General features: G+C 63.2%; 15 protein-coding genes. All 15 read left to right on the top strand.

The genetic code is table 11. From position 1 onward, the window contains the following. The first annotated feature begins 27 nt into the window (after window positions 1-27). The 15 genes from IV454_RS18680 to IV454_RS18610 all read left to right on the top strand — a co-directional run bounded on the left by IV454_RS18680 (window position 28) and on the right by IV454_RS18610 (window position 18,463). On the top strand, window positions 28-858 hold the full coding sequence (locus tag IV454_RS18680) for a type VI secretion system accessory protein TagJ (protein ID WP_206087292.1): 831 nt from the start codon (window positions 28-30) through the stop codon (window positions 856-858). Further along, entirely contained in the window at window positions 851-1,417 is a 567-nt protein-coding gene (gene tssE / locus IV454_RS18675; protein ID WP_206087291.1) for a type VI secretion system baseplate subunit TssE, read from the top strand. Before IV454_RS18680 ends, tssE begins: the two co-directional genes overlap by 8 nt. Then, window positions 1,417-3,285, top strand: coding sequence for a type VI secretion system baseplate subunit TssF (tssF, locus tag IV454_RS18670; RefSeq protein WP_206087290.1), 1,869 nt, complete (start codon window positions 1,417-1,419; stop codon window positions 3,283-3,285). Before tssE ends, tssF begins: the two co-directional genes overlap by 1 nt. Next, entirely contained in the window at window positions 3,282-4,382 is a 1,101-nt protein-coding gene (gene tssG, locus IV454_RS18665) for a type VI secretion system baseplate subunit TssG (RefSeq protein WP_206087289.1), read from the top strand. Before tssF ends, tssG begins: the two co-directional genes overlap by 4 nt. Beyond that, window positions 4,375-7,059 (top strand): type VI secretion system ATPase TssH, encoded by a 2,685-nt coding sequence (gene tssH, locus IV454_RS18660; protein ID WP_206087288.1) that lies wholly within the window; start codon window positions 4,375-4,377, stop codon window positions 7,057-7,059. The genes tssG and tssH overlap by 8 nt, the downstream gene beginning before the upstream one ends. 28 nt (window positions 7,060-7,087) lie before the next feature. Beyond that, entirely contained in the window at window positions 7,088-7,588 is a 501-nt protein-coding gene (locus tag IV454_RS18655; protein WP_206087287.1) for a TssQ family T6SS-associated lipoprotein, read from the top strand. A 12-nt stretch (window positions 7,589-7,600) separates the two neighbouring features. Next, entirely contained in the window at window positions 7,601-9,028 is a 1,428-nt protein-coding gene (gene tagH / locus IV454_RS18650; RefSeq protein WP_206087286.1) for a type VI secretion system-associated FHA domain protein TagH, read from the top strand. Further along, the gene (locus IV454_RS18645; protein ID WP_054267266.1) at window positions 9,022-9,783 is read left to right on the top strand and encodes a PP2C family protein-serine/threonine phosphatase; all 762 of its coding nucleotides are present in this window, start codon (window positions 9,022-9,024) and stop codon (window positions 9,781-9,783) included. Before tagH ends, IV454_RS18645 begins: the two co-directional genes overlap by 7 nt. A gap of 223 nt (window positions 9,784-10,006) precedes the next feature. Further along, entirely contained in the window at window positions 10,007-12,664 is a 2,658-nt protein-coding gene (locus IV454_RS18640) for a DUF2169 family type VI secretion system accessory protein (protein ID WP_206087285.1), read from the top strand. A 36-nt stretch (window positions 12,665-12,700) separates the two neighbouring features. Next, complete coding sequence (locus IV454_RS18635; RefSeq protein WP_054267264.1) at window positions 12,701-13,054, top strand: PAAR-like domain-containing protein; 354 nt, start codon at window positions 12,701-12,703, stop codon at window positions 13,052-13,054. 25 nt (window positions 13,055-13,079) lie between these two features. Further along, window positions 13,080-13,871 (top strand): dienelactone hydrolase family protein, encoded by a 792-nt coding sequence (locus IV454_RS18630; RefSeq protein ID WP_206087284.1) that lies wholly within the window; start codon window positions 13,080-13,082, stop codon window positions 13,869-13,871. 49 nt (window positions 13,872-13,920) lie between these two features. Further along, entirely contained in the window at window positions 13,921-16,359 is a 2,439-nt protein-coding gene (locus tag IV454_RS18625; RefSeq protein WP_206087283.1) for a type VI secretion system Vgr family protein, read from the top strand. Window positions 16,360-16,410: 51 nt separating this feature from the next. After that, entirely contained in the window at window positions 16,411-17,409 is a 999-nt protein-coding gene (locus tag IV454_RS18620; RefSeq protein WP_206087282.1) for a pentapeptide repeat-containing protein, read from the top strand. Window positions 17,410-17,455: 46 nt separating this feature from the next. Continuing rightward, window positions 17,456-18,106 (top strand): DUF3540 domain-containing protein, encoded by a 651-nt coding sequence (locus tag IV454_RS18615; RefSeq protein ID WP_206087281.1) that lies wholly within the window; start codon window positions 17,456-17,458, stop codon window positions 18,104-18,106. 3 nt (window positions 18,107-18,109) lie between these two features. Beyond that, a complete protein-coding gene (locus IV454_RS18610; protein ID WP_206087280.1) occupies window positions 18,110-18,463 on the top strand; it encodes a hypothetical protein in 354 nt (117 codons plus the stop codon). Window positions 18,464-18,554 lie beyond the last annotated feature (91 nt).

The raw sequence follows: 18,554 nt of genomic DNA, 5'->3' as shown, positions 1-18,554 counted from the left end.
CGATGAACCTCTTCTCAAAGGTGGAACATGAATCGAAGCGCGATCGCTGAAGTAGCCAGTCTGGATGAAGAACATGCGCAGCTCAAGGAACTCATCCGGCGCAAACCGGACGACGCGCAGTTGCGCGCGCAGCTGTTCCAGCTGCTGGCGTTGCGCGGCGATTGGCCGCGTGCGCAGGCCGCGCTGACAATGACCCTGGAACTCAATCCCAATGCCCATTCGCTGGCAGAGGCTTACCTGCGACCGCTGGCTTGCGAACTGGCGCGCGCGCAGGTGTTCGCCGGTGCCCGGCGGCCCGAGGTCTGCGGAGCCGATGCGGCAGTGGAGCGCCTGGTCGATGCCTTGCACTTCGACGCAGCTGGTAGCGATGCGGAGGCTGGCGCAGTGCGCGCCGCCGCCATGGCCGAACTGCCGGCGCGCAGCGGACACCTGCGGCTGCACGCCAGCGACACACTTATCCCGTTCGCCTGGCTGGCCGATGGCGACAGCCGCTTCGGCCCGGTGCTCGAACTGTTCGCAGGCGAGCGCTATCTCTGGCTGCCGCTCGCCCAGGTACGGCGCATTCGCCTGGTGCCGGCCACCAACCGCTGCGCGCTGGTCTGGTCGCATGGCGCCATCGATCTGGTGAGCGGCAAGGAAATCCACGCGGCTTTGCCGGTGCGTTACCCCTTGCCTGCCGCGCTGACCGAGCAAAAGATCCTGAGCGCCGCGTATACCGAATGGCTGGCGCTGGCGGGGGCCGACCAGTACCTGGGCATCGGCCAACGCATGCTGGTGAGCGACCAGGGTGAATACGCCCTGCTTGATATCGCCGAGATTGTTTTCGGACTTGACGACGCGCAGGCGGGCCATGTTTAAGTCGGGTAAGCAGATCCCGCGCGCCGTGCACGGGCGCCATGACGACGCCGAACGCCTGCGCCTGGGTGCACGCGACCGCCTGCGCCCGGCCCTGCTGGAACGCCTGACCGACCACGATCGGCTGCAACCCATCGAAATGGAGCCGCCCGGCACGTCCAGTGCGGCCCTGCGCAGCGCCGTCATGCGTGACCTGGTCTGGCTGCTCAATTGCACGGCCATGGCTGCCGACGTCGATCTTGAGGCTTACCCGCAGGTGCAGCGCTCGGTGCTCAATTACGGCATCCTTCCACTGTCGGGCAAGCATTTGTCCGAGCTCGATAGCCAGGAACTGGCCGGCAGCCTGCGCCGCGCGATCCTCAAATTCGAGCCGCGCCTGCTGCCGGACACGCTCCAGGTCAGCTGCGTGTCCGACCCGGACAGCCTGTCCTTGCACAACGAACTGGCGTTCGAGATCCGCGCCCAGCTATGGTCGCAACCGTATCCGGTGGAATTTCTGGTGCGTTCCGACGTGGACATCGAAACCGGCCACACCAAACTGCACAACCTGGTGGCCGACTGATGGATGCACGGCTGCTGGACTACTACAACCGCGAACTGGGCTACCTGCGCGAGATGGGCGCGGAATTCGCCGAACAATTTCCCAAGGTCGCCGGCCGCCTGGGCATGCATGGCATTGAAGTGGCCGACCCCTACGTCGAGCGCTTGCTGGAAGGCTTCAGCTTCTTGACGGCGCGCGTGCAGCTGAAAATGGATGCGCATTTCCCCCGTTTTACCGAGCAGCTGCTGACATCGATCTACCCTGGCTATCTGGCGCCGACACCGTCCATGGCGGTGGTGCAGCTGCAGCCGGATCTGAGCGTGGGCAGCCTGGCGTCGGGCTTCACCTTGCCGGCCAAAACGGCGCTGCGCGCCGGCCTGACGCGCGGTGAGCAGACCGCCTGCGAGTTCCGCACCGGCCACGCCGTCACACTGTGGCCGCTGACGCTGGAGCAGGTGCGTTTCGGCCCTGCGCCAAGCGATGTGCCGGCACGCTTGCGCCACCGGGCCAAGGCCGCGCTGCGCATCAACCTGCAATTTGGCGGCGGCCAGCGCTGCGAAGTGTCGCCGCTCGACAAGCTGACCTTCCATCTGGCAGGTCCCGAGCAGCGCGCCTTGCGCTTGCTGGAACTGGTGGCAGGTCACACGGTCGCCGTGCTGTGCCGGCAAACCGACAGCGGCAATGGAGCCAGCCGGCCATGGGGCGAGGTGCTCGACACAAGCGCCGTGCGTCATGAAGGCTTCGATATGGAGCAGGCCCTCCTGCCGGACGACCAACGCCACTTCCAGGGCTACCGGATCTTGCAGGAGTATTTTGCCTACCCTGCCCGCCTGCTGTTTTTCAGTATCGCCGGCTTGCAGCGCGCCTTGCGCGGCGTGACCGGCACGCACTTTGAAATCACCATCCTGCTCGACCACGATGACCCAACCCTTGAGCGGCTGGTTGGCACCGGCGACCTGGCCATGCACTGCACGCCGGTGGTGAACCTGTTTGCGAAACGTGCGGACCGGGTCCTGGTTTCGCCCAAGGTCAATGAATACCATCTGGTGGTCGACCGCAGCAAGGCACTCGACTTTGAAGTCCATAGCGTGACGTCCATGCTTGGTCATGGCAGCGGCGAGGAACGCCAGTTCCGGCCGTTTCATGCATCGTTCGCACGCGATGCGCGCGACCATGGCGCCTACTACTGCCTGCGGCGCGAAGCGCGCCTGCTGTCGCAGCGCGCCCGCCAGCATGGGGCGCGCACGTCCTATAGCGGCAGCGATGTCCATATTTCGCTGGTCGACCAGCACGAGGCGCCGTTTGCCGACACCTTGCGCCAACTGTCGGTCGATACGCTGTGCACCAACCGCGACCTGGCCTTGCTGCTCAGTACCGGCGGCGACAGCGACTTCACCTTGAACGTCTCCGCCCCGGTTGGTGCGATCACGACCGTGCGCGCGCCTTCGCGTCCGCAAGCGCCGCTGGCCGATGGCAAGCTGGCCTGGCAGCTGATCAGCCACCTTGGCCTGAATCACCAGGGCCTGTTCGAGCAGGATGGCGAGCAAGGCGCGGCGATTCTGCGCCAATTGCTGGGCCTGTACCTGGACGACAGCCAGGCTGGCTTGCAGCGCCAAGTCGAAGGCGTGCGTTCGGTGGTGCACCAGCCGCTGTTCCGGCGCCTGCCCCAGCCCGGCCCGCCGGTGCATGGGCGCGGCGTGAAGATCGCCGTGACCATCGATGAGCAGGCATTCTCCGGCGACAGTCCGTATTTGTTCGGTGCGGTGCTGGAACAGTTTTTCGCGCGCTATGTGTCGATCAATCTGTTCGCCGAGCTGGAGCTCCATAGCGCTCAGCGGGGCCGGGTCGCCAGCTGGCCGGCCCGCCTGGGCAACAGGCCGCTGTTATGAACGCGGCCTGGACCGATCAGGCGCCGTGGCAGCAGCTGCGCGAGGCGCCGTACGAGCACGATCTGTTCGCGCTGCTGCGCTGGATCGACGCGCGCGCGGGTGCCGCGCAGCCGCTGGGCCGGACCGGTCACCCGGCCGAAGAACCGGTGCGCCTGGCGCAACAGGCGTCGCTCGCCTTTGCGCCCGCCTCGGTCGCCGGCCTGCGCGAGCCGGAAGGCCGCGCGCCGCAACTGAGCATGTACGGTTTCGGTCTGTTTGGACCGAACGGCCCGCTGCCGCTGCATCTGACCGAATACGCGCGTGAACGCGAGCGCATGGCGGCCGATCCGACCCTGGTCGCTTTTGCCGACCTGTTTCATCATCGCCTCATTACCCTGTTTTACCGGGCCTGGGCGGACAGTCAGGTGACCGCCACCCTGGATCGTCCGGGCGAGGCGCGTTTCGACGCGCATCTGGCCAGCCTGCTGGGCATGGGACTGCCGGCACAAAAGCGGCCCGGCGCCATCGGCCTGCATGCGCGCTACTGCCAGGCCGGCCATCTGGGCCGGCAAAGCCGCAATCCGGAAGGCTTGCGGGCCATCCTGCGCAGCTATTTCGAGATCCCGGTCAAGGTCATCGAGCATGTGACGCACTGGGTCAGGCTGGCCGATGCGGACCGCCTGGCGCTCGGTCACGCGGGCGTGGGCTTGGGTCAAGGCAGCACGCTTGGCGTGGCCGTGCGCGATGCCCAGTCGCGCTTCCGGCTGGTGCTGGGGCCGCTGACCCTGGACGACTACCAGCGCTTTTTGCCGGGCGGCGCACATGTCGCCGCGCTGGTCGAATGGGTCGACGAATTTGTCGGCATGGACTTGAGCTGGGATGTCCAGCTGCTGCTGGCCGACGACCAGAAGCCCATGGCAGCCCTGAGCCGGATGCAGCCGCTCGGCCTGTCGACGTGGCTGGGAAGACGGCCTTCCGACACAGCGCGCGCAAGGAACGCTCACCTGCCGCGCGCAACGGGCGCTCACCTCATTATCGATTACCGGGCACGCGCGGCCAACGAGCGTGCCGCGCCGCGCGCCAACTCTCACCTTCAACGAGGAACACTTCATGTCTGAAATCAGCCGCCTGGCCCTGTTCGGCAAGCTCAATCCCACCTTGTACGCGGCACTCGAAAGCGCCACTGCGTTCTGTCGCCTGCGCGGCAATCCGTACGTCGAGCTGGTGCACTGGATCCATCAGCTGTGGCAGGCGCCTGACGGCGATCTGCAGCACGTCGCCAGCCACTTCAATCTGGACCAGGACCAGTTGTCGCGCGACTTGCTGGCAGCGCTGGACCGATTGCCGCGTGGCGCAGGCGCGGTGAGCGATCTGTCCGGCCATATCGACGACGCCGTCGAACGCGCGTGGGTCTACGGCAGCCTGACGTTTAACGCCGAGAAAATTCGCGGTGCGCATCTGTTGCTTGGTTTGCTTAAAAGCGGTAGCCTGCGCCATGTGCTGACCGGTATCTCGCGTCAGTTCGAGCGGGTCTTGCCGGACGTGCTATCCGGCAGCCTTGGCCAGATCCTGGCCGGTTCGCCGGAACAGGCGAGCGGCAGGGCCGCAGCCGCGAACTCAGCCGACACTCTTGACGGCATGCGTCCGGCCGGCAGCGGCAAAGCCCTCCAGCTCTACACGGTCGACCTGACCGCCCGCGCACGTGCCGGTGACATCGACCCGGTCACCGGGCGCGACGAAGAAATTCGCCAGATGGTGGACGTGCTGCTTCGGCGCCGCCAAAACAATCCGCTGCTGGCCGGTGAAGCCGGGGTCGGCAAAACCGCCGTGGTGGAAGGCCTCGCGCAGCGCATTGCCAACGGCGACGTGCCGCCGCCGCTGCGCGACGTCGACCTGCTGCTACTCGACATCGGCCTGCTGCAAGCCGGCGCCAGCGTCAAAGGCGAATTTGAAAGACGCCTGCGCGACTTGATCACCGAGGTGCAGGCCAGCGCCCGTCCGGTCATCTTGTTCATCGATGAGATTCACACCCTGATCGGCGCTGGCGGCGCGGCCGGCACCGGCGACGCCGCCAATCTGTTAAAACCCGTGCTGGCGCGCGGCGAACTGCGCACCATCGGCGCCACCACCTGGGCCGAATACAAGAAATATATCGAAAAAGACGCCGCCCTGACCCGCCGCTTCCAGGTCGTGCAGATCGCCGAACCGGACGAGGCGCGCGCCGTCACCATGATGCGCGGCCTGGCCGACAAGCTGGCCACCCACCACCGCGTGCTGCTGCTCGACGATGCCATCGTGGCGTCGGTGGCGCTGTCGCACCGCTACATACCGGCGCGCCAGTTGCCGGACAAGGCGGTCAGCCTGCTCGACACCGCCTGCGCCCGCGTGGCGGTGAGCCAGCACAGCCAGCCGCCCATGCTGGAAGACTGCCAGCGCCGCATCGACGCCATGCTGGTTGAACAGGACATCGTGACCAATGAATGCAATGTCGGCGCGGGCGACGCCAGCCGCCTTGAACCGCTGGCCCGGCGCCTCGCCTCCGAGCAGCACGAGTTTGACACCATCAGCGCGCGCTGGCAGGCCGAGAAGCTGATGGCGGAACGAATATTTACCCTGCGCGAGGCGTTGCGGGCAGCCGCTCCGGGCGAGCGTGCCGCCCGTCTGACCGAATTGCAAGCGGTACTGGTGCAGCTTGAACTGCACCAGGAAGAACAGCCGCTGATCCTGACCGCGGTGGACGCCCACGCGGTGGCTGCGGTGGTTGCGGACTGGACCGGCATTCCGGTCGGACGGATGGTCGGTGACGCCGTCGAAGCGGTGCTGGAACTGGCCGACACCCTGGGCCAGCGCGTGATCGGCCAACAGCATGCGCTGGAAGCGATTGCGCGCCGCGTGCAAACCGCGCGCGCACGCCTGGATGATCCGAACAAGCCGGTGGGCGTGTTCCTGCTGGCCGGTCCGTCCGGCGTCGGCAAGACCGAAACCGCGCTGGCCCTGGCCGAGACCCTGTACGGCGGCGAGCAGAATCTCATCACCATCAATATGAGTGAATTCCAGGAAGCCCATACGGTCAGCACCTTGAAAGGCGCGCCGCCAGGGTATGTTGGCTACGGCGAAGGCGGTGTGCTGACCGAGGCGGTGCGGCGGCGTCCGTACAGCGTGGTCCTGCTCGATGAAATCGAAAAGGCGCATCCGGATGTGCATGAAATTTTCTTCCAGGTGTTCGACAAGGGCTGGATGGAAGACGGCGAAGGCCGCTACATCGACTTCAAGAACACCGTCATCATCCTGACCTCGAATGTCGGCAGCGATCTGTTGATGCGCCTGTGCCAGGACCCGGACTTGATGCCGGACGTGGATGCGCTGGCCGGCGCGCTGCGCGAGCCGCTGCTGAACGTGTTCCCGGCCGCCTTGCTCGGCCGCCTGTCGGTGGTGCCGTACTTCCCTCTGTCGGACAGCATGCTCGCGCGTATCGTCGCGCTGCAATTTGATCGCATCCGTCGCCGCCTGCTGGCCAACCATCGGATTGTGTTCACCTATGAAGACAGCGCCGTCGCCCTGCTCGGCCAACGCTGCACCCAGCTCGAATCGGGCGGGCGCATGGTCGACGCAGTATTGACGCAGACGGTGCTGCCGCACATCAGCCGCGAGATCTTGCTGCGCTTGTCAGCGCCCGACAAACTGACGGGTGTGACGATCGGTGCGCAGGGAGGCGAGTTCACGTATCGCTTCGAGCATGCGCACGCTGCGCGGGCCGACGACCTGCACATCGAACTGGCGGCACTCCCACACTGACATTGCCTCACCTATGAAAGATTTTTTGATGAACCGTATCGTTAACGTCAGCCCTCCGGTATCCATGTTGAGAACCGCTATTGCCAGAACCGGCGCGTCCGTGCTGGCGATCGGTGCCCCGCTCTGGCTGGGCGCGTGCGCCAGTCCTGCCAGCGCGCCGCTTGCCACTCCGGAGCCAGCCGCCAGGCCCGCCGCGGTGATATTGAACGCAATGGAACAGCGCGCGCAGGCTGTCATAGCGGAAGCTAACAAGCAATTTACCGCCGGTGACTTCAAGGCGACCATCGTTAACCTGAGCACCAGCAAGGCCATCGATTTTTCAAGCACCGCAACGCAAGTCCAGGCGCACAAGCTCTTGGCGTTCAGCTACTGCATCACAAAGAAAACCGCGCCTTGCCATGCCGAAGCGGATCGCGTGATGCTGCTCGATCCGGGCTTTCAATTGTCCGAAACCGAGCGTTCGCATCCGATGTGGGGGCCGGCGTTTGAAGCGGCCCGCAAAAAAGTCGCACTTCCAGCCAAGCCATAATCGGGAACACGCATGCGATTCACCATCCTCGAACACGGCGGACAGCCGCTACGCCCGCCGCTCAGCAAGCACTTCTCCCCGCCTGGCGCAACCATTGGCCGGGGCGCGGACAACCATCTGGTGCTGGCCGATGACACCAGGCAGATTTCGCGCTTGCAGGCATCGGTGCGCATCGATGACAGTGGTACTTATCTGGCCAACCTGAGTACGGTCTGCCCGGTTGAAGTGAATGACGCGGCATTGACGGGCGACCAGTTCTGGCGCCTGCGGGATGGCGACCAGGTGCGGATTGGTTTGTATCTGCTCCAGGTTGGCGACCGGCAGGCGGCCGAGGTGGAGGACGCAATCGACATTGCGCCCGTGAGCGTCGCGCCGGTGGCGACAGCGGCTCCCGACGACTCTTTCTGGGACAAGCTCGTGTCCGACTTTGCGCCGGCACCGAGCGCCAGGCTGTTTGCCGCTACTGCGCCAGTGCCGGCGCCGCTGGCGGTCGCGCAGGCGGCAGCGCCAGACGTGCTCTTGCCGGATGACGCTCTTGCGACCTTAAGCAATCCGTCGCTCGATCCGCTCGATTTCTTTACCAACCCTGACGCCCAATCGCACAGCAATCTGTTCGCTGACAGTGCCAGCGCCCTGCCCGACACCAGCACCGCGCTGCTCGAACTGGCGCAGCAAGAACATGCGGCTTGCGCCCCCTTCGACACCGGCTCCTTGTTTGGCCGGGCGCTTGCCAGCGGCGCGCAAGCCGATCCAGCGCCAGCTCAGTTCGCTGCGGATATCGCTTCGTCGCCGATCCGGACGGCGACGCGGCCCACGTCCTGCGACCCAGCGCCGGACGCCGCAAGAATGGTCGCCGCGTTTCTGGAGGGCGCCGGCTTTACGCCAAACGAAGGCAGCTTGAACGAGGCGCACTTTCATCAGGCCGGCCGCCTGTTGAGCAAACTGGTCGGAGGCTCCATGAACCTGTTGACCAGCCGCACAATCATCAAGCGTGAAGTCAAGGCAGAGCTGACCATGATGCTCGACAAGGAAAACAATCCGCTCAAGCTGCTGCCGGACGCCAAGACCGTACTCAAACAAATGTTCGGGCCACCGTTCCCCGGCTTCATGCCGGCCGAGCGCGCCGTCGACGATACCTTCCACGACTTGCAGGCCCACCAGATGGGCATGCTGGCGGGCATGCGCGCCGCGCTCAATCAGTTGCTGCGCAATTTCAGTCCGGAAGTGGTGGACAAGCAAATGGGCGCCGACGTCTGGTACGAGCGCCTGATGCCGAAGGGGCGCGACGGGCGCGCGTGGGTGCGTTATCGCGCGCTGCACCAGGCGGCGGTGACCGCCGTGGAGGAAGACTTCCATACCGTGTTCGGGCAGGTCTTTTTGTCCGCCTACGACGCCGAGGTCGAACTCTACCGCGCACAGAGGATGCAACAGGCATGCTGACCTTGACCACGGCGCAATGCTCGCATCGGGGCGGCCGCGCCAGCAATGAAGATGCCTTGGGTTTCCGGGTGCGTGACAACGACGCCTGCTTTGTGATCAGCGACGGCGTGGGTGGCCAGACCGGCGGCGCCATCGCATCCAGGTTGGCGGTGCACTGGGCCTTGCAGCAGCTCGACGACAAGTCATCGTACGGCCTGCAAGCGATGACGCACGGCAGCGTGGATGCCGCCGATGCCGCCATCGTCGCGCAACAAAGGCGCAACCCCGAACAGGCGCACATGGCCGCGACCATGGTGGCGCTGTTTATCGACCGGCGCGAACGGATGGCGCAGTGGATTCATGTCGGGGATAGCCGCCTGTACCTGTTCCGGCGCGGTCATCTGTTGCGCCGCACGCAAGACCACAGCCTGGCCGCCCGACTGCAACAGGCGGGTTTGTCCTGCGGCCCGGACAAGGCGCATCTGCTCAGCCACGCGCTGGGCCAGGCCGATACCGACAGCATCGAGCCGGGAGCCGCTTGCACGCTTGAGGACGGGGATGCCTATCTGCTGTGCACCGACGGCTTCTGGCATGGGCTCGATGACGCGGCGCTGCAACGCTGCCTGGAAGTGGCAGGCAATGTGGCGGACTGGATCACCCTGCTTGCCGGGCAAGTAGGTCAAGGCAGCGATTGCAAGGGCACGCAAGACAACTATTCAGCGCTGGGCGTATGGGTCGGCGATCCGCAATTGGTAACCCGCGCGCCTGGCGGTTGATCAGTGCCCCATTCCAGCCGATACGATATTTATATTACCTGTTAATGACAAAATGAATATATTGAAAACCCTGGAAAACATTATTGACCGGGCCGCTTCGATAACGTTAGCATGGCTCGCCAATTAAAATAATTGCAATATTTTATTATCAGTTTTTAATCCATAAATATCGCACGATCTATATTTATTTTAGTTCCAGCGCCACCGGATAAACAAGCAGCGTATGAAAATCATCAAACCGATGCGATTAGGCGTATTACCCCGGCCCTTTACCTGGCAGAAAAAGCATTTTTTATGCGTGACGGCGTATGCGCACGTCACCTTGGGCCCCAATCCCCAACTATTGAACGAACAAGGGTTGTGGCCGATGCTGGCAAGCGAGGTGGGAAACACCAGTGTCCTCGACCTGGGCATGCCAAAGCAATATCCGGAGTTTCTGGTATCCGGTTTTGGCTACACCCATCATCAGCAAGACAAAACCCGTTGCGCCGTCGCCGCTCAGGTTGGTCATCTGGAAAAACGCCTGACTGTCTTTGGCGACCGCTATTGGATCGCCGGTGGCGCCAGCGCGCCGGCGCCGTTCGATGCCATGCCGCTGGACTGGATGCATGCCTTGGGCGGCGCGGCCTGCGCTGCCAATCCGCTTGGCCGCGGCATGGACGCCGACGATATCGGCGGTGAAAAGGCGATCCGGCTGCCCAACGTCGAGCTCGCCGGCGAACTGTACCAGGCGCCAGGCAGGCCGCCGTCGGCGCCGGCCGGCATGGGACCGATCGACATCGCCTGGCAGCAGCGCCAGGCGCGCATGGGCGTGCACGACCAACACTGGTTCGACAATGACTTCCCCGGCCTTGCCCCGACCATGGACTGGCGCGCATGGAACGCCGCGCCCGACGACCAGCACTTCCCGGCCAGCTTTGAACTTGCCGGCGCGCCCTACACCTTGCGCAATATGCACCCGGAGCACCCGCTGTTGAGCGGGACCATCCCCGACTGGGTCGGCCGTTGCCTCGTGGTGAAACGGCAGAATGACAAGCAGATTACCGCCGACATCGACTTGCGGCTGACCACGGCGTGGTTCTTCCCGCACCGGCTGGAAAGCGTACTGATTTATCACGGCGTGGTCGAGATCGACCAGGACGATGCCCACGACGTCGTGCAACTGATGCCCGCGCTGGAGCATCGCCATGCAAAACGCGATCACGCCCACTTCCTGAAGGTGCTCGAAGAAAGGATTGACCCCAAGACCGGCAGCAACTACGCCTTTCGCGATGGCGACCTGCTGCCTGACGGCGTGGCGCTGGGCCTCCTGTTTCCTGGCGAAGACACCATGTTCGACAAGGTACCTGGCCCGCTGGAACGCAATCAGCGGCAGCGCATGCAAAACCAGCGCGACAAGAGTGCGCAAATGGCGCGTGAGGAAGGGCTCAATCCGGATGACATCCTTCCGCCAATGGACGCCGCTCCCGAGCTGCCGCGCCGTCTGGAAGATTTGCCGCAATTTATGGAAAAGGTCGATCGGCTGCACGCCGCCGACATGGATCAAGCCCGGGCGACCTTGGCCACGACGCGTCGCGAAATGGCGAGCAATCTCCCGCCCGAACACCAGAACCAGCTTGCCATGCTGGACCAGTTGGCGCCTCTGCTCGACAGCAATGCCGGCGTATCGCGGGCGCCGGTGGCGCCCACCCACAGCTTCGCCGAGGTCAGCGCCAGCCACGCCCACATGGCAGCCATGGGAAAAACATTTCCCGAAACGCCAGTGCCCGAGATCATGCCGGCCGCGGAGCTGAAAGCGAAAATGCACAAAATGTACCTGCATGGCGTGACGGGTTTCGCCCCAGCGGCCGTGCTGGTCGGTGATGCGGCCCGGCGCATGCGCGACAAGGTGGCGGCGATCTACGCCAGCACGCGCGACTTTACCGGTCTGGACCTGACCGGGGCGGATCTGTCAGGCATGGATCTGCGCGGTGCTAATTTCGGTGGCGCCATGCTGGAAAGCGCCGACTTGCGCGGCGCGACACTGGACGGTTGCAATTTTGCCGAAGCGATCCTGGCGCGCACGTCGCTGGCCGGCGCCAGCTTTGCGCACGCCAGGTGCGATGGCGCCAGCCTGGCGCAAGCGGACGCCCGCCACGCCTCATTCGCGCACGCCGTACTGAACAAGTGCGCATGGGAAGACGCCAAGCTCGATCACGGCGACTTCTCCCACGCCCGGATCGGTGAAGTCATGCTGACTGACGTTCAGATCGCATCGGCAAATTTTGACGATGCGCGCTTTTTCTCGGTGACTTTCTACAAAGTTGACATGCGCAATTGCAGCTTTCTGCATGCGCAGTTCGAGAAATGCGTGTTTATCGAAGGCCAGCAAGCAGATCTCTGCTTCGACAAGGCCACTTTGCAAGACTGCGCATGGGTCACGACGGCTACGGCACGGCTGAGTTTTCGCGGCACTGTCTTGCGCACCTGCGCGGTCACCGGCAACACCGCACTCGATGATGCCGACTTCACGGATGCCCAACTCTCCCAATGTAATTTCCGTGAAATCAGCATGCAAAGAGCAAATTTCAGCGGTGCGACAGCCGCGATCACGGATTTTTCCGAGGCCAATCTGACGGGTGCCAACTTGCAGCGCATGAACGCCAGCGGCAGTTTTTTTACCCGTTCCATCCTGGTCGCCTGCGACTTGCGCGGCGCCAATCTGATCAGCGCAAGCCTGGCGAAAGCCGACTTGCGCTCGTGCGACCTGCGCGGCGCCAACCTGTTTCGCGCCGACCTGGCGCAAACCCTTGGCGACGGCGGCACCCTGTTCGACCAGGCCTACCTGGAGCAGACCAAATTCTTGCCGCGCCTGGTGCTGGGCGCCGCCCTGGCCGATTGATCCGATGTTTTTCCTACACTTCAAGCAGGACACTCCATGTTTTTGAAAACCCAGCTTGGCCTCTCCCTGGCGCCGGTCGACGCGAAAATTCCCATCACCTCGCCCAACGCCGCGCCGGCGCCAATGCACATTCCGAATGCCTTCAACATCCTCGTTGGGGGCACCCCGGCCCACAACCTGGCCACCTTTGCGCCGATGACCATGACCTTGCCCGGCGTTGGCGTGGCCAGCGGTACGGTCATGGGACCGTCGCGTGAAGTGACCGGCAAATACAACCTGCTGATCAAAGCGACGCCAGCGACGCGCATGACCAGCATGTCGATTCAAAATTCCACCAACGCACCGGGAATTTATCTGGTGCCGGGGCAGTTCAAGGTGCTGGCGTTTTAGCCAGGCCTTTCAGAAAGGGTTTTCCTTGAAGTACCGCAGCGTCGTCACCAGTCCGGCCTATTGCCCTCCACCCAGGCGGGCCTCCCGCATCCTGCAGATCGCCTCGCGCGAGGCCGAGCCAGTCATGATGGTGACTACCTTGTACCTGCCCGGCGGGCCGGGGCCGTTTCCGCTCTGGGTCTTTAACCACGGCAGGAATTTCGGTAATACCGTGTTTCAAGCGCGCAGCCGGCCGGACGCCCTGGCCACCGTCCTGCTACGCCAAGGCTATGCAGTGCTTGCGCCCAACCGCCGGGGTTTTGCCGACTCGGGCGGCCGCCATTTGAGCCATTGGTCCAATCCGCTTTCCGGCTCACTGGTCTGTGCGCGTGACATCGAGACCGTGGTGCTGGCCATGTCGGGCAAGCCGTATATCGACGCCAGCCGCATCATCGTCAGCGGGCATTCGTATGGCGCGCTGGGAACCTTGGCCTACGGTATGAAGCCACACGCCGGCGTACGCGCCCTGGTGAACTTTGCCGGCGGCCTGCGCGGCGAGTCGGACGAGCCCTGGCAGCAGCCGCTGCGCGAAGCGTTCCGGTACTACGGCCGGCGCGCCAGGGTGCGCTCGCTGTGGCTGTACGCCGACAACGACAGCTTTTGGTCGCTGGACTATGCCCGCTCGCTGCATGAGGCCTATTGCGAGCACGGCGCCAGCGCGGAATTTGTCAACCTCGGCCACTTCAAGGAGTGCGCCCACCGCTATGTGCTGGACCCGGATGGCGTTGACTTCTGGTGGCCGAAGGTGGCAGAACTATTACGCGACATCGCCCCATAAGCGACTGTTCACGCCCGGAATTTGTGTTTAAGCCTACAAGGAAATTGATATGGAACGCATTGTAAAAGCCCACACGCCACTCGGTGACGAGGTACTGCGCTTTAGCGCCCTGCGCGGCACCGAAGCGCTGTCGCAATTGTTTGAATTTGAAGTGGACATGATTGCCGATAGTAACGCGCTGGACTTGACGGCGCTGCTGGGCCAGCCATTGACGGTGGAAGTACAAACACGCGACGGCGCGGTGCGCTACCTGAACGGCATCGTCGGGCGCGGCATGCTGGTCGGCCGCGAAGGGGCCACCGCGCGCAGCTACCGCTACCGTGCCATCGTGCGTCCGTGGTTGTGGCTGCTTACCCAAACCAAGGACTGCAAGATCTTCCAGAACAAGAGCGTCGCCGCGATCTTGCAGGAAGTACTCGGGGAATATGGCTTTGCCCTGGAGCTTAATCTGACCGGCAATTATCGTAGCTGGACCTATTGCGTGCAGTACCAGGAGACCGACTTCGACTTCGTCAGCCGCCTGATGGAGCACGAAGGCATTTATTATTACTTCAAGCATGCGCTGGGCAGCCATACCCTGGTGCTGGCCGATGATATTGGCGCGCACGAAGTACTGCCCGGCTACGCCTCGATCCCCTTCTTCAAGGCCGAGCGAGTGGCCACGCCCCAGGAAGAGTTCATCGACCGCTACCACGTGGCGCAAGAAATCGCGCCGGGCAGCTACGTGACGGACGACTACAATTTCACCAAGCCGCGCGCCAGGTTGCAGAACCAGCGCGCCAATGCCGGTGCGCACCAGCATGGCGACATGGAAGTCTACGACTGGATGGGTGGCTATGCCGACATGGGCGAATCCGACCATTACAGCCGCATTCGCCTCGAAGGATTGCAGTCCGAGCGTGAACGCGACCATGGTCACGCCACCGTGCGCGCCCTGGCGCCCGGCTACCGCTTCAAGCTGACGAGCTGTCCGCGCGACGATGCCAACCGCGAGTACTTGCTGGTGAGCGTGACGTATCGCTTGCAGGAACCTTGTTACGCCAGCGACCCGACCCCGGCGTGCTACGAATGCGATTTCGTCACGCAACCGACCAGCCTGCCATTTCGCCCGCGCAGGGTCACGCCCAAGCCGCGCACCAACGGGCCGCAAACGGCGACCGTGGTCGGCCCGGCGGGCGAGGAAATCTGGACCGACGAATACGGTCGTATCAAAGTGCAGTTCCGCTGGGACCGCTACGGCAATATGGACGAAAACAGTTCGTGCTGGCTGCGTGTGGCAACGAGCTGGGCCGGTTCCAATTTCGGCACCTTGTACATCCCGCGGGTGGGTCAGGAAGTCGTGGTTGATTTCATCGGTGGCGAGGCCGACCGCCCGATCGTCATCGGCAGCACGTACAACGCCGACCAGATGCCCCCGTTCGGGCTGCCGGGCGCTGCCAGCAAAAGCGGTATCGTGTCGCGCTCGACCAAGGGCGGTTCGCCCGCCAATGCCAATTCGCTGGAGTTCGAGGACGCCATGGGCGCGGAAAGGCTGGCGCTGCATGCCGAAAAGGATTTCCTGATCGAAGTGGAACACGACAAGACCAATACGGTCGGCAACAATCAGGCCGAGACCATTGGCGCCAACCATACGGAGTCGATCGGCGCCAACGCGACCCAATCGGTGGCGGCCAACCTCACGGAAAGTGTCGGCGCCAATAAAGCGACCGCCATTGGCGCCAATCATGTCCATGCGGTCGGGGGCACGAGTACGCGCACGGTCGCTGGTGCCAGCACCGAGCAGCATCATAGTGGCCATGCGCACAAAGTGACCGGAGACCACGGGCATGTCGTGACCGGCGACTACAACGAAACCATTTACGGCAATCACAATTACGTCCTGCACGGCGACCACAATTACACCGTGCATGGACATCGCAACTACGATTTGCATGGCAACCAGGCACACAGGCTGAATGGGAACCAGGAACAGAATGTGATCGGTGACTATGTGCGCGCGGTCAGTGGAAACCAGGACCACATCGTCGAAGGCAGCCACGTTCACGTTGTGCATGGCGGACATAAGGTGACCGCGAGCAATGCCGATTACCATACGACCGGCGTACATAACATTGTTGGCGGTAACGTGTTCATCAAGGCGGGCGGCGCCGGGGGCGGCGCTTCCGGTGGCACTGGTGGCGGCACTTACGACAATAAACTCGGGATAACGGCTACCTACGCGGTCGACGTGGTCGGGATTGTCAAATTCTCCTACGCCACAACAGCGTTCTCCGTGGTGCCACTGAACACAAACATACGACTCGTCCAATTAGCCTTTCTCGGAAAAGCATTGAGCCTGTTCGGTATAAAAACCGATATGTGCGCGTGGAAGCGCGACATCAATGGCATGAAAGTCGAAGGAAATATCGCTTATAACCAAACTTCGACAGTGTCCACCGAAAATGGCGGAGTACTGATGAATAGCAGATTCATGAACCTGATATTTTAAACCGCCATGCAAGCACAACATCTGCGATCGACAATCAGGGACGGCGAGGGCTTGGACAGACTCGATCTGCGCGGGGCGGTGCTGACAGGCCTCGAACTAGCCGGGGGGCAATTCAATCAGACCGATTTTCGAGGTGCTCAGCTCGATGGCGCCGATCTGAGCGAGTGCAACTTCATGAACTGCAATTTTGAACAGGCCGATCTTCGCGGTGCGACATTGTCCAAAACGACCTGGAACCAATGCAGCCTGAGCCAAGCTCGAATGAATCGCGCAGATGCCAGTGGCGCCACCATGCTCGAATGCGATCTACGTGGTGCGCTATTGGAATCGTCGTGCTTGAGCAACGCCACTCTACTTCGCTGCAAGCTCGATGGTGCCAAGCTGATCGCTCTCAGGGCGGACATCTTGTGTGTGACCGAATGCTCGGCGCAGGGCTGCGATTTCTCCGAAGCGCTGTTGGAAAAAACCGTGTTCATGGAGGTCGATTTCGCCGGTGCCCTGTGGCGCGCGGCCAGCTTGAAGAACGTTGTTTTCGCCAAAGCCAAGCTGAGCGGGAATGGTTTTGCCGGACTGGCCATGCCGATGTGCCAGTTCGTGGAAAGCGATCTGGCTCAGACCGACTTCAGCGGGTCCACTATCGAGCACTGCATGTTCAAGGGTGCGCAACTGCAGGGCGCGCAACTGCGGGGCGTGCAGGCACGCTATGCCTTGTTTGCCGAGGCTAATCTCGACGGCGCCGATCTGTCCGGCGGTTTTTTTGAACAAACCTTGTGGCCGCGTGCCAGTCTGCGTAGCGCCAACGTGCGCGGTGCCAGGCTCGCTTACGCCAATTTCCATGCAGCATGCTGCGAAGGCGCCGACTTCCGCGACACCGACCTGCGCTTCGCCGATTTTTCCCATGCCGATCTGCGCGACGCCAGCTTCAGCCACGCCGGCTTTGAGCGCACCCGGCTGCATCGCAGCGCGCAAGCCGGCGCGACATGGACCAGCCGGCGCGGCCTCATCGAACATGACGAGCCACTGCTGCACGCCGAACTCTGGTCGCGCTGAACCTGCCACGGCGATCACCTCCCCCTCTTTTTAAAGGATGTCCACCATGCATACCGTACTCGAACATGCCAGCGCCCTTGATGCGGCCATTCACACCATTGCCACGGTCGTCGCCGATCTTGGCCATGGCAATTTTTTGTTGGACCTCCATGGCGGCACCCTGACCTGCAAGCGCGCCGCCAGTTGCCTGCTCCATCCGGAGACGGGCGACAAGGTGCTGGTCTCCGGTCCGAGCCGCCAGCAAAGTTACCTGATCGCCGTGCTGGAAAGGGATAGCGCGCGCACCGCCCGGGTCGGCGTCGAGGGCGCCATGGCGATCGGCTACGGCGGCCGGGTGCACGTCTTCAGCGACGACACGATCAGCCTGGAGAGCGCAGCGCTGTCCTTGACATCGGGGCAGTTGGGCATTCGCGCCGAGAGCGCTGTCGTGGTCGCGCAGGAACTGCGCTATCAGGGCCGCCAGTGGCAAGGCGCACTTGGGGTGCTGCGTCATACCGGGCAGGCGCTGGAAATGCTGTTGGACAAAGTACGCCAGGTCGCCCGTGTCTGCTATCGCCAGGTCGAGCAAACCGACCATCTGCGCGCAGGCCAGCTCGATTATCAGGCCAGGGACTATCTGCGCCTGCACGGCGACCACGTCATGGTGACCAGCGACAAGCTGTTGAAAATGGATTCAAAACAGATTCATCTGGGTTGACGCATGAGCGACTTCAGCGCTATTGCGATCGCGGCGGCAGTGGTCCTGCTGGTTGGCGGGCACACCGCCTGGCAGATCCGCGGCTTGTTTCGTGCACGGGCAGCCGACGCCAGGCTGCTCGCGCACGGCGAACTTTGCTATGCAAAGGTGGTCAGTGCGCGCCAGAGCGGCACCCTGATCAATGACCATCCGCTGTGCGTGGTGCGCCTGGTGGATGTACAGGCGCCGGCAACGCAGCGCGACATCGCCCAGCCCATCGAAGCGATCGATCTGCCGGCGATACAAACGGGCTGCACGGTCGCCTTGCGGATAGACCGTTCGAGCGGGCGCGCGCTGATTGATTTTTCGCGCTCCTGAACCGGGCATGCACGCTCCGGCATGGCGCGCGTGGAAGGGTTTGGGGAGAAGCTTGCTGACAACATGGATTTGTAAAGCTCCGCCCGCCGGG

It is taken from the genome of Massilia antarctica, from assembly GCF_015689335.1.
Taxonomy (GTDB): domain Bacteria; phylum Pseudomonadota; class Gammaproteobacteria; order Burkholderiales; family Burkholderiaceae_D; genus Telluria_A; species Telluria_A antarctica.
The sequence above is the reverse complement of the archived record's forward strand: the minus strand, read 5'-3'. Positions and strand labels throughout refer to the sequence as shown.

Excerpts from the sequence above, each read along its gene's own strand:
- tssE (WP_206087291.1), top strand. The coding sequence starts at position 851 with ATGTTTAAGTCGGGTAAGCAGATCCCGCGCGCCGTGCACGGGCGCCAT.
- IV454_RS18645 (WP_054267266.1), top strand. The coding sequence starts at position 9,022 with ATGCTGACCTTGACCACGGCGCAATGCTCGCATCGGGGCGGCCGCGCC.
- IV454_RS18635 (WP_054267264.1), top strand. The coding sequence starts at position 12,701 with ATGTTTTTGAAAACCCAGCTTGGCCTCTCCCTGGCGCCGGTCGACGCG.
- tssH (WP_206087288.1), top strand. The coding sequence starts at position 4,375 with ATGTCTGAAATCAGCCGCCTGGCCCTGTTCGGCAAGCTCAATCCCACC.
- tagH (WP_206087286.1), top strand. The coding sequence starts at position 7,601 with ATGCGATTCACCATCCTCGAACACGGCGGACAGCCGCTACGCCCGCCG.
- IV454_RS18640 (WP_206087285.1), top strand. The coding sequence starts at position 10,007 with ATGAAAATCATCAAACCGATGCGATTAGGCGTATTACCCCGGCCCTTT.
- tssF (WP_206087290.1), top strand. The coding sequence starts at position 1,417 with ATGGATGCACGGCTGCTGGACTACTACAACCGCGAACTGGGCTACCTG.
- IV454_RS18625 (WP_206087283.1), top strand. The coding sequence starts at position 13,921 with ATGGAACGCATTGTAAAAGCCCACACGCCACTCGGTGACGAGGTACTG.
- tssG (WP_206087289.1), top strand. The coding sequence starts at position 3,282 with ATGAACGCGGCCTGGACCGATCAGGCGCCGTGGCAGCAGCTGCGCGAG.
- IV454_RS18655 (WP_206087287.1), top strand. The coding sequence starts at position 7,088 with ATGAACCGTATCGTTAACGTCAGCCCTCCGGTATCCATGTTGAGAACC.
- IV454_RS18610 (WP_206087280.1), top strand. The coding sequence starts at position 18,110 with ATGAGCGACTTCAGCGCTATTGCGATCGCGGCGGCAGTGGTCCTGCTG.
- IV454_RS18680 (WP_206087292.1), top strand. The coding sequence starts at position 28 with ATGAATCGAAGCGCGATCGCTGAAGTAGCCAGTCTGGATGAAGAACAT.
- IV454_RS18615 (WP_206087281.1), top strand. The coding sequence starts at position 17,456 with ATGCATACCGTACTCGAACATGCCAGCGCCCTTGATGCGGCCATTCAC.